This is a genomic window from Terrabacter tumescens (assembly GCF_014646815.1).
GTDB classification, from domain to species: domain Bacteria; phylum Actinomycetota; class Actinomycetes; order Actinomycetales; family Dermatophilaceae; genus Terrabacter; species Terrabacter tumescens.
The window spans coordinates 434644-447014 of the sequence record NZ_BMNZ01000006.1 but is presented as its reverse complement, the minus strand read 5'-3'; the positions used below and the strand labels follow the sequence as shown (position 1 = coordinate 447014).

13 protein-coding genes are annotated in these 12371 nt (G+C 72.7%); 5 read left to right on the top strand and 8 right to left on the bottom strand.

Annotated features, from left to right (window positions below):
- Nucleotides 1-106: 106 nt before the first annotated feature.
- Both IEY30_RS17325 and IEY30_RS17320 read left to right on the top strand, forming a co-directional pair.
- Nucleotides 107-496, top strand: a complete 390-nt coding sequence (locus tag IEY30_RS17325) for a cupin domain-containing protein (protein ID WP_030203217.1) — start codon at nucleotides 107-109, stop codon at nucleotides 494-496.
- Nucleotides 497-507: 11 nt separating this feature from the next.
- A complete protein-coding gene (locus IEY30_RS17320; RefSeq protein WP_030203212.1) occupies nucleotides 508-1665 on the top strand; it encodes an adenosine deaminase in 1158 nt (385 codons plus the stop codon).
- A 29-nt stretch (nucleotides 1666-1694) separates the two neighbouring features.
- On the opposite strand, the gene IEY30_RS17315 is transcribed toward IEY30_RS17320, so the two are convergent.
- From IEY30_RS17315 to deoC, 5 genes are read right to left on the bottom strand one after another with little or no spacing between them, the layout of a single operon-like run.
- On the bottom strand, nucleotides 1695-2390 hold the full coding sequence (locus IEY30_RS17315; RefSeq protein WP_030203209.1) for an aspartate/glutamate racemase family protein: 696 nt from the start codon (nucleotides 2388-2390) through the stop codon (nucleotides 1695-1697).
- Nucleotides 2390-3088 (bottom strand): uridine kinase family protein, encoded by a 699-nt coding sequence (locus tag IEY30_RS17310; RefSeq protein WP_229675064.1) that lies wholly within the window; start codon nucleotides 3086-3088, stop codon nucleotides 2390-2392. The genes IEY30_RS17315 and IEY30_RS17310 overlap by 1 nt, the downstream gene beginning before the upstream one ends.
- Nucleotides 3089-3092: 4 nt before the next feature.
- Nucleotides 3093-3980, bottom strand: a complete 888-nt coding sequence (locus tag IEY30_RS17305; RefSeq protein ID WP_030203203.1) for an aldehyde dehydrogenase family protein — start codon at nucleotides 3978-3980, stop codon at nucleotides 3093-3095.
- Nucleotides 3977-5449, bottom strand: coding sequence for an aldehyde dehydrogenase family protein (locus IEY30_RS17300; RefSeq protein WP_188960164.1), 1473 nt, complete (start codon nucleotides 5447-5449; stop codon nucleotides 3977-3979). The genes IEY30_RS17305 and IEY30_RS17300 overlap by 4 nt, the downstream gene beginning before the upstream one ends.
- Before the next feature lie 52 nt (nucleotides 5450-5501).
- A complete protein-coding gene (gene deoC / locus IEY30_RS17295; RefSeq protein ID WP_081920665.1) occupies nucleotides 5502-6488 on the bottom strand; it encodes a deoxyribose-phosphate aldolase in 987 nt (328 codons plus the stop codon).
- Between the two features lie 55 nt (nucleotides 6489-6543).
- On the opposite strand from deoC, the gene IEY30_RS17290 reads away from it, so the two are divergent.
- Nucleotides 6544-7293, top strand: coding sequence for a PH domain-containing protein (locus tag IEY30_RS17290; RefSeq protein ID WP_229675063.1), 750 nt, complete (start codon nucleotides 6544-6546; stop codon nucleotides 7291-7293).
- A gap of 131 nt (nucleotides 7294-7424) precedes the next feature.
- Here IEY30_RS17290 and IEY30_RS17285 read toward each other — a convergent pair whose 3' ends face one another.
- Complete coding sequence (locus IEY30_RS17285) at nucleotides 7425-9110, bottom strand: phospho-sugar mutase (RefSeq protein ID WP_030203194.1); 1686 nt, start codon at nucleotides 9108-9110, stop codon at nucleotides 7425-7427.
- Nucleotides 9110-9943, bottom strand: coding sequence for a purine-nucleoside phosphorylase (locus tag IEY30_RS17280; RefSeq protein ID WP_030203192.1), 834 nt, complete (start codon nucleotides 9941-9943; stop codon nucleotides 9110-9112). The genes IEY30_RS17285 and IEY30_RS17280 overlap by 1 nt, the downstream gene beginning before the upstream one ends.
- A gap of 90 nt (nucleotides 9944-10033) precedes the next feature.
- Here IEY30_RS17280 and IEY30_RS17275 point away from each other — a divergent pair, with 90 nt between their 5' ends.
- Nucleotides 10034-11446: an NAD(P)H-quinone dehydrogenase gene (locus tag IEY30_RS17275; protein WP_030203191.1), complete on the top strand. Its 1413-nt coding sequence runs from the start codon at nucleotides 10034-10036 to the stop codon at nucleotides 11444-11446.
- Nucleotides 11447-11489: 43 nt separating this feature from the next.
- Here the strand turns inward: IEY30_RS17275 and IEY30_RS17270 are convergent, their stop codons facing one another.
- Nucleotides 11490-11726, bottom strand: a complete 237-nt coding sequence (locus IEY30_RS17270) for a hypothetical protein (protein ID WP_030203186.1) — start codon at nucleotides 11724-11726, stop codon at nucleotides 11490-11492.
- A gap of 117 nt (nucleotides 11727-11843) precedes the next feature.
- Between IEY30_RS17270 and IEY30_RS22140 the strand changes: the two genes are divergently transcribed.
- Nucleotides 11844-12371 (top strand): antitoxin (locus tag IEY30_RS22140; RefSeq protein WP_188960163.1); only part of this gene is annotated, 528 nt, incomplete at its 3' end.

The window sequence follows — 12371 nt, the reverse complement described above, 5'->3', positions numbered from 1 at the left end:
GAGAGTAGGACGCAGCCGGACAACCATTCACGACAACCCCGCCAACACCGTTGGCGGGGTTGTCGCATACCCACACCCAATTCCGGGTGGGACTAGAGTTGGCGTCGTGCCTGAGCTCATTGCATCCCCGACCAGAATTCCCGTGCCCGGTGGCAAGGTCATCGACGAGCACGTCGGTGCCGTCAACAGCCCGGACGCAGGTCTGCAGACCTCCGTCTCCGTCGCCCGCATGGTCGCGCCGGCCGGCTGGTCCGAGCCGTTCCAGACGCCGGAGTTCGACGAGATCACCCTCGTGCTCGCCGGGACCGTGCTCGTCGAGCACGACGGCGGCACGCTCGAGGTGGCAGCCGGTCAGTCCGTCGTCACCCGTGGGGGAGAGCGCATCCGCTACTCGTGCGGACCGGAGGGCGCCGAGTACGTCGCCGTCTGCCTGCCGGCCTTCAGCCCGGACACGGTGAACCGTGAGGATGAGACCACCGAGGGAGCCTCGGAGTGAGCGCCGAGCCCATGAGCGACCAGCAGGTGCGCCAGGGGCCCAAGGTGCTGCTCCACGACCACCTCGACGGTGGCCTGCGTCCGCAGACGATCATCGACCTCGCCGCCGACGTGGGCTACGACGGTCTGCCCGAGACCGACGCCGAGCGCCTGCGCACGTGGTTCCGCGACAGCGCTGACTCCGGCTCCCTGCCGCGGTACCTCGAGACCTTCAACCACACCCTCGCCGTCATGCAGACCCGCGACGGCCTGTTCCGCGTCGCCAGCGAGTGCGCCCAGGACCTCGCCGCCGACGGTGTCGTCTACGCCGAGAGCCGCTACGCCCCGGAGCAGCACCTGAGCCGTGGGTTGACGCTCGAGGGCGTCGTGGAGGCCGTCAACGCCGGCCTGCGCGACGGCGAAGCCAAGGCGGCCGCCGCCGGCCACCCGATCCGCGTGACGGCGCTGCTCACCGCGATGCGGCACGCTGCGAAGTCCACCGAGATCGCCGAGCTCGCGATCCGCTACCGCGACCAAGGGGTCTCCGGCTTCGACATCGCAGGAGCCGAGGCGGGCTATCCACCCACCCGACACCTCGACGCGTTCGAGTACCTCCGCCGCGAGAACTTCCACTTCACCATCCACGCGGGGGAGGCCTTCGGCCTGCCCTCCATCTGGGAGGCGATCCAGTGGTGCGGCGCCGACCGCCTCGGTCACGGCGTGCGGATCGTCGACGACATCACCATCGACGGCTCGCCCTTCGCCGACTGGGTCGAGGGCAACAAGGGCGACGCGGACGCTCTCACGGCGCTCGATCTGGACCGCGTGCGCCTGGGCCGTCTCGCCGCCTACGTACGCGACAAGCGCATCCCGCTCGAGATGTGCCCGAGCAGCAACCTGCAGACCTCGGCGGCCCCGTCCATCGCCCTCCACCCGATCACGCTGCTGCGCCGCCTGCGGTTCCGCGTCACGCTCAACACCGACAACCGCCTCATGAGCGACACGTCGATGAGCAAGGAGGCGGCCCTGCTGCGGGACGAGGCGGGCTGGACCCTCGACGACCTGCGCTGGGTCACGATCAACGCCATGAAGTCGGCGTTCATCCCCTTCGACGAACGACTCGAGATCATCGACGGCATCATCAAGCCCGGCTACGCCGACCTCGGTCACGTCGCACCGGCCGTTCCCTGAGCGGGGGCAGTCAGGAGTCGCCAGGGGAGTCAGGGGCGGTCGAGGGCCGCGGCCACGCCCGCCTCGACGTGCAGCCGGGTCGTCGGGAAGACGGGCACGACCGAGTCGGACTGGTCGACGAGCAGCTCGATCTCGGTGCAGCCGAGAATGACGCCCTCGGCGCCGCCAGCGACCAGGCGACCGATGACCTGCCGGAAGGAGTGCCGGGACTCCTCCGTGACGACGCCGCGGCACAGCTCGTCGTAGATGACCCGGTGCACGAGGGCCCGGTCCTCGGCGCCGGGGACGATCACGGTCAGCCCGTGCCCGGCGAGCCGCTCGCGCAGGAAGGGCTGCTCCATCGTGTAGGCGGTGGCGAGCAGTCCCACGCGGCCGATCCCCGCGGCGCGCACGGCGGCGGCCGTCACGTCGCCGATGTGCAGGAGCGGGATCGAGACCGCGGCCTCGACGGCCGGAGCCACCTTGTGCATGGTGTTGGTGCAGAGCAGGAGCAGCTCGGCCCCGGCGGCCTCGAGCCCGCTCGCCGCGGCGGCCAGCAGCTCACCCGCCTCGTCCCAGCGGTCCTCGGCCTGCAGGCGCTCGACCTCGGCGAAGTCGACGGAGTGCAGCAGCAGGCGGGCCGAGGCGAGCCCGCCCACCTGCTCGCGCACCAGCTGGTTGGCGAGGCGGTAGTACTCCGCACTCGACTCCCAGCTCATGCCGCCGAGCAGGCCGATGAGTCTCATCAGGCTCCGGCACCCGCCTGGAGCAGCGCGCCGAGCTCGGCCTCGGCCTGGCGGGGGTGCAGGCACCGTGCCCCGTGCGCCTCGGCCTGGGCCACGACGTGCGGCTCGTCGCGCCACAGGGCGAACCCGCGGCGCAGGAGGATGTGCGGCGGCTTGCGTCGCTCGGACAGGTCGCGCACGAAGCGGCGCATCGCGGTCAGCGACCGGTTCTGGCGCACGCACAGCGCCTCGGCGAGCAGCTCCTCGCCCAGCAGCGGGTCGACGAGCCGTCCGGCGAAGAGCCCCTCGGCGATGACGAAGTCGGTGGTCCGAGCCTCGAGCACGTGACGCCCGGTCACCGCCGAGGACCCGATGTCGTAGACCGGCACCTCGACCCGTCCCTCGTCGACGAGCTGCCGGAGCGCCGTCACGGCGGACTCGGCGTCCCACGAGTCGGCGTGGTCCCAGTCCGGGATTCCCAGCGGGGACCTCGGCAGCCGCGGGTCGCTCGCCTCGCGGTAGAAGTCGTCGAGCCGCACGACGGGCCACCCGTGGGTAGCACCCAACCGGGCCGAGAGCCGGCTCTTGCCCGCGCCGCTCGGCCCGGTGAGAAGGATGACGCGACGCCGGCCGGGGCCGCCGTCGGCAGCCGCCTCCTGACGGGCCCCCTCATTGGCCCAGTCAGGAACCCCGGGGGAGGCCACGTCGCCCGTTCCCACGAGCTCAGAGACCCTTGGGGTGCCAGACGGTCTTCGTCTCGACGAACGCGCGGATGCGGGTCAGCCCCGGGTCGGCGGTCCAGTCGGGCTCGACGGGGACGCCGTCGAGGAGCGTCGGGCGGTGCACCCGCTTGAGGTTGCCGGCCGCCTCGGCCTCGAGGGCGGCCCAGTCGACGCCGTCGGCCCCGGCCACGCCGGTCAGGTCGATGGCGTTGACGTCACGGTGCGCGGCCAGCCACGTCGCGACCTCCGCGGTCTGCGCCGTGATGATGTTGACGACCCCACCGGGCACGTCGGAGGTGGCGAGCACCTCGCTCAGCGTCACGGCGGGCAGCGGGCGGGAGGCCGACGTGACGACGACGGCGGTGTTGCCCGACGCGATCACGGGAGCGATCACGGAGACGAGGCCCAGCAGCGAGGAGGACTGCGGCGCAAGGATGCCCACGACGCCGGTCGGCTCGGGAGCCGAGACGTTGAAGAACGGGCCGGCGACCGGGTTCAGGTTGCCGAGCACCTGCGCGATCTTGTCGGTCCACCCGGCGTACCAGACGACCCGGTCGATCGCGGCGTCGACGACGGCGTTGGCCGCACGCGCCGACAGCCCTTCGCTCGAGGCGACCTCGAGGGCGAACTGCGCGCGACGGCCCTCAAGCACCTCGGCGACGCGGTAGAGCACCTGGCCGCGGTTGTAGGCGGTCGTGCCCGACCAGCCGGCCAGGGCGCCACGGGCGGCGACCACGGCGTCGCGGACGTCCTTGCGCGAGCCCATCGCGGCGTTGGCGAGGAACTCGCCCGTGGCCGAGACGACCTCGTAGGACCGGCCCGACTCGCTGCGCGGGAACTTGCCGCCGATGTAGAGCTTGTAGGTCTTGCGCACGTCGAGGCGGCTCATCGGGCGGTTCCCGTCAGGGTGGAAGGTGCAGTGGTGACGTAGGCCTCGAGGCCGTGGCGCCCGCCCTCGCGGCCGTAGCCGGACTCCTTGTAGCCACCGAACGGCGACGTCGGGTCGAAGCGGTTGAACGTGTTGGCCCAGACGACGCCGGCCCGCAGCTGGTCGGCCATCCAGAGGATGCGCGAGCCCTTCTCGGTCCAGACCCCCGCCGAGAGGCCGTATGCCGTGTTGTTGGCCTTGGCGACCGCCTCCTGCGGCGTGCGGAAGGTCAGGACGGACAGCACCGGCCCGAAGATCTCCTCGGTCGCGACGCGGTGCGTCTGCGAGACGCCGGTGAGCACGGTCGGCGGGAACCAGTACCCCTTGGCCGGCAGCGTGCACTCCGGGCTCCAGCGCTCGGCGCCCTCGGCGACGCCGGCCTCGACGAGCGCGGTGATCCGGTCGAGCTGCGCCTTGCTGTTGATGGCGCCGAGGTCGCTGTTCTTGTCCATCGGGTCGCCGACGCGCAGGGTCTCCAGGCGGCGCTTCAGCTTGGCGACGACCTGGTCGTGGACGTTTTCCTGGACGAGCAGGCGCGAGCCGGCGCAGCACACCTGGCCCTGGTTGAAGAAGATGCCGCTGATGATCCCCTCGACCGCCTGGTCGATGGGGGCGTCGTCGAAGACGATGTTGGCGGCCTTGCCGCCGAGCTCGAGCGTCGCCTTCTTGGCGGTGCCGGCGATCGAGCGCGCGATGGCCTTGCCGACGTCGGTCGAGCCGGTGAAGGCGATCTTGTCGACGTCCGGGTGCTCGACGAGCGCCTGACCCGTGCGGCCGTCACCGGTGATGATGTTGACGACACCGGCGGGCAGGTCGGCCTGCTGGCAGACCTCGGCGAAGAGCAGCGCCGAGAGCGGCGTCGTCTCGGCCGGCTTGAGCACGACGGTGTTGCCGGTCGCGAGGGCGGGGGCGATCTTCCACGCGAGCATGAGCAGCGGGAAGTTCCACGGGATGACCTGCCCGACCACGCCGTGCGGGCGGGGCACGTCGGCCCCGGAGGCGGACAGGCCGGCATACTCCAGCTTGTCGGCCCAGCCCGCGTGGTAGAAGAAGTGCGCCGCGGCGACGGGCACGTCGACGTCGCGGGTCTCCTTGATCGGCTTGCCGTTGTCGAGCGTCTCGAGCACGGCGAACTCGCGGGCCCGCTCCTGCAGGATGCGGGCGATGCGGAAGAGGTACTTGCCCCGCTCCGCGCCGCTCATGCGGCCCCAGACGCCCTCGTAGGCGCGGCGGGCTGCGGCGACGGCCTTGTCGACGTCCTTGGGGCCGGCCTGGCTCACCTCGGCGAGGACCGTCTCGTCGGCGGGGTTGATCGTGGGGAAGGTCGCCTTGGGGCGCGTGAACGCGCCATCGATGAAGAGGCCGTAGGACTTCTCGATCGTGACGATGGCGCGCGACTCGGGCGCTGGGGCGTACTCGAACTTCGGCATAAGGTGTCTTTCGTGGGCGCAGTCGTGTGAGGCGCTGTCGTGGGAGCGGCGGTCAGTCGATGGTCACGTAGTCGGCGCCGGAGTAGGCACCGGTCGTGAGCTTCTGGCGCTGCAGGAGGAGGTCGTTGAGCAGGCTGGACGCGCCGAAGCGGAACCACTCGGGCGAGAGCCAGTCGTCGCCGGCGACCTCGCTGACCATGACGAGGTACTTGATGGCGTCCTTGGTGGTCTTGATGCCACCGGCCGGCTTGACGCCGACCTGGATGCCGGTGAGGTCGCGCCAGTCGCGTACCGCCTCGAGCATGATCAGGGTGACGGGCAGCGTCGCCGCAGGCTGGACCTTGCCGGTGGAGGTCTTGATGAAGTCGCCACCGGCGAGCATCGAGAGGTAGGAGGCGCGGCGGACGTTGTCGTAGGTGACGAGCTCGCCCGTCTCCATGATGACCTTGAGGTGCGCCGTGCCGCAGGCCTGCTTGACCTCGGCGATCTGGTTGAAGACCGTGAGGTAGTCGCCCGAGAGGAACGCGCCACGGTCGATGACCATGTCGATCTCGTCCGCGCCGGCCTCGACGGCGTCGCGCGTGTCGGCGAGCTTGACCGCCATGCTGGCCCGGCCCGACGGGAAGGCCGTCGCGACGGCGGCGACGTGGATGCCGCTGTCGCCGAGGGCGGCCTTGGCGGTCGCGACCATGTCGCCGTAGACGCAGATCGCGGCGGGGCGCGGGGTCGTCGGGTCGAGGGGGTCGGGCACGAGCGCCTTGGCGCACAGCGACCGGACCTTGCCGACGGTGTCGGAGCCCTCGAGGGTCGTCAGGTCGATCATCCCGATGGCGGTGTCGATGGCCCAGGCCTTGCTGGTCGTCTTGACCGAGCGGGTGCCGAGCGCGGCCGCACGCCCCTCGCAGCCGACCTGGTCGACCCCCGGCAGGCCGTGGAGCCAGGAGGTGAGGGCATGGTTCGTCAGGCGCGACACCCCGAGGACGTCCCGCGCCTGCGCGGTGAGGTCCTGCGCGGTGCGCGTCGTGGTGCTAACTGTCACCACGGGAGTCTATCCACCTGATGAGACGGGTCGTGACGCGTGAGAGAGTCTGACGGTGAGCTCCGATGCACCCCAGCCGCCCGCCGAGTCGCCGTTCGCCGGCCCCGACGGTCGCCCCGACGGTCGCCCCGACGGTCGCCCCGACGGTCGCACTGACGGTCGCCCCGACGGTCGCACTGACGGCCGACCCGACGGTCGGCCCCACGTCGAGGAGGGGCTGCGCGACGCACGCACCCTGCGGCCCGGGTCCTCGATCGCCGTGGGGGTCGTCGGCGCCCTCGCCGGTGCGGCGTTGCTCGTGCCGGGCCTGCTCACGGCTCCGCGCAGCTGGGCGCTCATCTCGACGGTGGTGCTCGGACTCGTGCTGCTGTGGCTCTTCGTCGTGCGCCCCTGCGTCGTGATCCACACCGAGGGGATCCGCCTCGTCAACCCGCTGAGGGTGGTCGACGTCACGTGGCCGTCCATCTCCGAGGTGCGCTCACGCTGGGCCCTCGAGCTCGTCGTCGACGGCCGCCGCTACACCGCGTGGGGCGTCCCGGCGGACCCGGGTCGGCCGAGGTACGGCCGCGGGATGCTGGGCGTCGGGGCCAACAAGGTCCGCGGCAAGGCCACGATCGAGGCGCCGACGAAGTCGAAGGTGGAGGCCCAGGTGGTCGCCGCCGAGGTCGAGGAGCGGATGGCCTCGGACCGCAAGCGCAAGGACGGTCGCACCCCGCGCATCGCGCACCAGACCTGGGACCCGCTGTCCGTCGGGCTGCTGCTGGCCGCGGTCGCCTTCTTCGTCATCGGGACGTTCGTCGTCTGACCGTGCCCGTCACGGCCCGGGCGTGCCCGTCGCGCCGGCCCGCACCCCGGCTCCGCACCCAGGCTCCGCTCGCACTCTCCACCCGCAGGCCGCACGCAGGCGCCCGGCCGGGCGCACGCGTACGACAGCGGTCAGAGCGAGGTCAGGCGCTCGAACTCGGCGCGGATCCGCGACAGCCGGGTCTCGGCGACCGCGCGTGACTCGGCGAGGGCGGCCGCACTCGCCACCGGCTCGATGACCTCGAGGTAGACCTTGACCTTGGGCTCGGTGCCGCTCGGGCGCACGATGACCCGGGACCGGTCCGCGAGGTGGTACCGCAGCCCCTCGGTCGGGGGCAGGCCGCCGTCGCCCTTGCCGAGGTCGTCGACGCGCGAGACGTCGATCCCGGCCACCGTCGACGGCGGCTCGGCCCGCAGGCGCCCCATGAGGGGCTCGATCTGGGCGAGGTCGGACACTCGCACCGAGAACGAGTCGGTCGCGTGCACCCCGTGCTCGACGGCGAGGTCGTCGAGCAGGTCGGTGAGCGTGCGCCCCTCGGCCTTGAGCGTGGCGGCGAGCTCGGCGAGCAGCAGGGCCGCGCTCACACCGTCCTTGTCGCGCACGAGCTGCGGGGCCACGCAGTAGCCGAGCGCCTCCTCGTAGCCGTAGCGCAGCCGGTCGACGCGCGAGATCCACTTGAAGCCGGTCAGGGTCTCCTCGTGGCGCACCCCGGCCGCCTTGGCGATCGAGGCGAGCAGGCGCGAGGACACGATCGAGTTGGCGAAGACGTCGCGGCGCGAGACCCCGCGGCGCACGATGTGGGCTCCGAGCAGCGCGCCGACCTCGTCGCCGCGCAGCATGCGCCAGTCCCCGAGGGCGGGGTCGAGCACGGCGGCCGCGCACCGGTCGGCGTCGGGGTCGTTGGCGATGACGAGGTCGCACCCGACGGCCCGGGCGCGGGCGAGCGCGAGGTCGATCGCGCCCTTCTCCTCCGGGTTGGGGAAGGCGACGGTGGGGAAGTCGGGGTCTGGCACGGCCTGCTCGTCGACGACGACGGGGGCCGGGAAGCCGGCCTGGACGAAGGCGGTGTGGACCGTGGCGTGCCCGACGCCGTGCAGGCTCGTGTGGACGGTGCGCAGGTCCCGCGGCGAGGTGGGGTCGACGACGGTGACGACGGCGTCGACGTAGCGCTCGAGCAGGTTGTCGTCCAGCGTCTCCCAGCCGTCGGCGGCGCGGGGCACGTCGGCCACCCGCTCGACGCGGCCGATGTGCGCGGCGATCTGGGCGTCGGCGGGCGGCACGATCTGGCTGCCGTCGCCGAGGTAGACCTTGTAGCCGTTGTCCTGGGGCGGGTTGTGGCTCGCGGTGACCATGACGCCCGCGTCGGCCCCGAGGTGGCGGATCGCGAACGCGAGGACGGGGGTCGGCAGCGGCTGGGGGAGCAGCAGCGCCCGGCCGCCGGCAGCCACGACGACCGCGGCGGTGTCCCGCGCGAAGACGTCGGAGTTGTAGCGCGCGTCGTAGCCGATGACGACCGTCGGGTGCTCGCCCGCGTCGCCCTCGTCCTTGAGGTATGCCGTGAGGCCGGCTGCCGCACGGATGACGACGCTGCGGTTCATCCGGTTGGGGCCGGCCCCCAGGGCTCCGCGGAGACCGGCCGTGCCGAACTCGAGCAGCCCCGACATGCGGTCGGCGAGGTCGGCGGCCGCCGCCCCGTCACCGGAGACCGCGCGGTCGAGGACGGCGTCGAGCTCGGCCCGCGTCGTCGGGTCGGGGTCGTCGTCACGCCAGGCCCGCGCGGCGGCATACAACGTCTCGGTGGTGCCGACGGCGGTCATCAGAGGCGACCCACGACGGCGGCGAGGAGACGCCCGCAGCGCTCGGCGGCGGCCTGGCCCGCCTCGAGCACCTCGGCGTGGCTGAGCGGCTGGTCGGAGATGCCCGCCGCGAGGTTGGTCACGAGGGAGATGCCGAGGACGTCGAGCCCGGTCTGGCGTGCCGCGATGGCCTCGAGGCTCGTCGACATCCCGACGAGGTCGCCGCCGATGACCTTGGCCATCTGCACCTCGGCCGGCGTCTCGTAGTGCGGCCCGCGGAACTGGACGTACACGCCCTCGTCGAGGTCGGGGTCGACCTCGCGCGCGATGTCGCGCAGGCGCGGCGTGTAGAGGTCGGTGAGGTCGACGAAGTTGGCGCCCTCGATGGGGGAGTGCGCCGTGAGGTTGATGTGGTCGCGGATGAGGACCGGGGTGCCGGGGGTCCACGCCGGGTTGAGGCCGCCGCAGCCGTTGGTCAGCACCACGGTCGCGCAGCCGGCGGCCTTGGCCGTGCGGACGCCGTGGACGACGGCCCGCACGCCGCGCCCCTCGTAGAAGTGCGTGCGCGTGCCGAAGACGAGGGCGCGGCGCCCGGTGTCGCCGATCGCGACCGAGCGCATGCTGCCCGAGTGGCCCGCGACTGCCGCGGCGTGGAAGCCGGGGACGTCGGCGTTGTCGATGGTGGCGAGCGTCTCCCCGATGAGGTCGGCGGTCTGGCCCCACCCGGAGCCGAGCACGAGCGCGACGTCGTGGTGGTCGACGCCGGTGCGCTCGGCGATGACGGCGGCGGCGTCGGCGGCGACGTCGAAGGGGTCGGTGGAGGGGTCGCTGAGATCACGGTGGGAACGGGTCACGGTCAGGACTCTAGCGAGGTCGCCGCGACTCGGGCACCGATCCCCGGTGGCCCTCGGGGCGCGGCGGTCGCCCGCGCGGGGGATGGTTGGATGGACCTCGTGATCACGCGCGAGACGACCGTTGTCATCATCGGCGGCGGGCCCGGGGGCTACGAGGCAGCCCTCGTCGCCGCCCAGCTCGGCGCCGAGGTCACCGTCGTCGAGAAGGACGGGCTCGGAGGCGCCGCCGTGCTCACGGACTGCGTGCCGAGCAAGGCCCTCATCGCCACCGCCGACTACATGTCCGACTTCCAGACGGCGTCGCACCTCGGGGTCCGCCTGCAGGACGACGACGGCGACGAGGTGTCCGACGCCGTCGCCCAGGCGCACACCGTCAACGGCCGCATCCTCGAGCTCGCCGCGGCCCAGAGCGCCGACATCCAGGGCAGCCTCGAGCAGGTGGGGGTCACCGTGCTGCGCGGCACGGCCCGCATCGCCGGCCGGGAGCGCGTCGTCGCCGAGCTCGCCGACGGCACCACGCAGGAGCTCCCCGCCGACGTCGTGCTCGTCGCCACCGGCGCCGCGCCGCGGATCATGGACACGATGCGACCCGACGGCGAGCGCATCCTCACCTGGCAGCAGATCTACTCCCTCGCCGAGCTGCCCGAGCGCATCATCGTCATCGGCTCGGGCGTCACCGGCGCCGAGCTCGCGCAGGCCTACCTCGGCCTGGGGTCGCAGGTCGTGCTCGTCTCCTCCCGCGACCGGGTGCTGCCCGGCGAGGACGCCGACGCCGCCACCGTCATCGAGGACGTCTTCCGCAAGCGCGGCATGGAGGTCATGGGCAAGTCCCGCGCGGCCTCCGTCGAGCGCACCGCGGACGGCGTCGTCGTGACGCTCGTCGACGGCCGCACCGTCGAGGGCTCGCACGCCCTGCTCGCCGTCGGCTCCGTGCCCAACACGGCGGGCCTGGGTCTCGAGGAGGCCGGCGTCGAGCTGAGCCCCTCGGGCCACATCCAGGTCGACCGGGTCTCGCGCACCACCGTCGGTGGCGTCTACGCCGCCGGGGACTGCACCGGGGTGCTGCCGCTCGCGTCCGTGGCCGCGATGCAGGGGCGCATCGCCATGTGGCACGCGCTCGGCGACGCCGTGTCGCCTCTCAACGTGCGCGGGGTCGCCGCCAACGTCTTCACCGAGCCCGAGATCGCCACCGTCGGCATCAGCCAGAACGCCGCCGACGAGTCGCCCGACGTCGAGTCGGTCATGCTGCCGCTGGCGCGCAACCCGCGCGCCAAGATGCAGGGCATCACCGACGGCTTCGTCAAGCTCTTCTGCCGCAAGGGCTACGGCACGGTCCTCGGCGGTGTCGTCGTCGCGCCCAAGGCGTCAGAGCTGATCTACCCCGTGGCGCTCGCCGTGCAGAACCGGCTCAGCGTCGACCAGGTGTCGAGCACCATCACGGTCTACCCGTCGCTCTCCGGCTCGATCGCCGAGGCGGCGCGCCAGCTGCACCAGTCCGACTGACGCCTCGGCCGAAGGCGTCAGGCGAGGTCGTCAGGCGAGGTCGTCAGGCGAGGTCGTCAGGCGCCGGCGGGCCGTCACCCTGCTCGCGCTGCTGCTCGCCCTGCCCGCGCTGGGCGTCCCGCTCCTCCTCTTCCCAGCGCTGACGGCGGCGGCGGGACACCGTCTCGCGCAGCTTCTTCTGGAGCGGGTAGAACACGGCGGCGACGACGATGAGGATGACGAGGTTCGTCACCGAGAAGACGGTCTGTTCGGTCGTCGCAGTCGGGAGGGTCGCAAGCACATGAGCAGTCTGCCAGAGGCGTAGCGTCGGGCCCGTGGCGGCGTCGTCGCCACGTCAGGGTGGGCTGCCGCGAGCCGGACGGCGCCCTGAGCAGGTCGGACCGTGGAGGCACACGCAGTGAGCGACTGGATCCAGAAGGCCAAGGACTTCGTCAAGGGCCATCCCGAGCAGGCCCAGCAGGGGCTCGACAAGGCCGAGGAGCTCCTCAACGAGCGCACCGGTGGCACGTACGCCGACCAGCTCGACCAGGGCAGCGACAAGCTCAAGGAGACCCTCGGCCTGCCGCCCGACGCCGACGCCACCCTGCCGCCGTCGGCCCCGGAGCCGCCGGCCACCCCCACACCGCCGGGCACCCCGCAGCCCCCGGCCACGCCGGAGCCCACCCCAACCCCGACGCCCCAGCCGGTGCCCACCCCCGAGCCGGTCCCGACGCCGGAGCCCGCTCCCGGCCCGGGCGAGCCGTCGACCCCGGTCGACCCCGTCGACCCGGCTCCGGTCGACCCGCACCTTCCCGGTGGGCCCGGACCGTCGGAGATCCCGCCCGCGGGCGGCCCCGCCGGTGAGCAGGACCTGCCTGGCGTGCCCGACCCGAGCCTGCCGGGTTCGGGCGAGGGCGACATCACCCTGGGTGACCCGCCGGCCCGA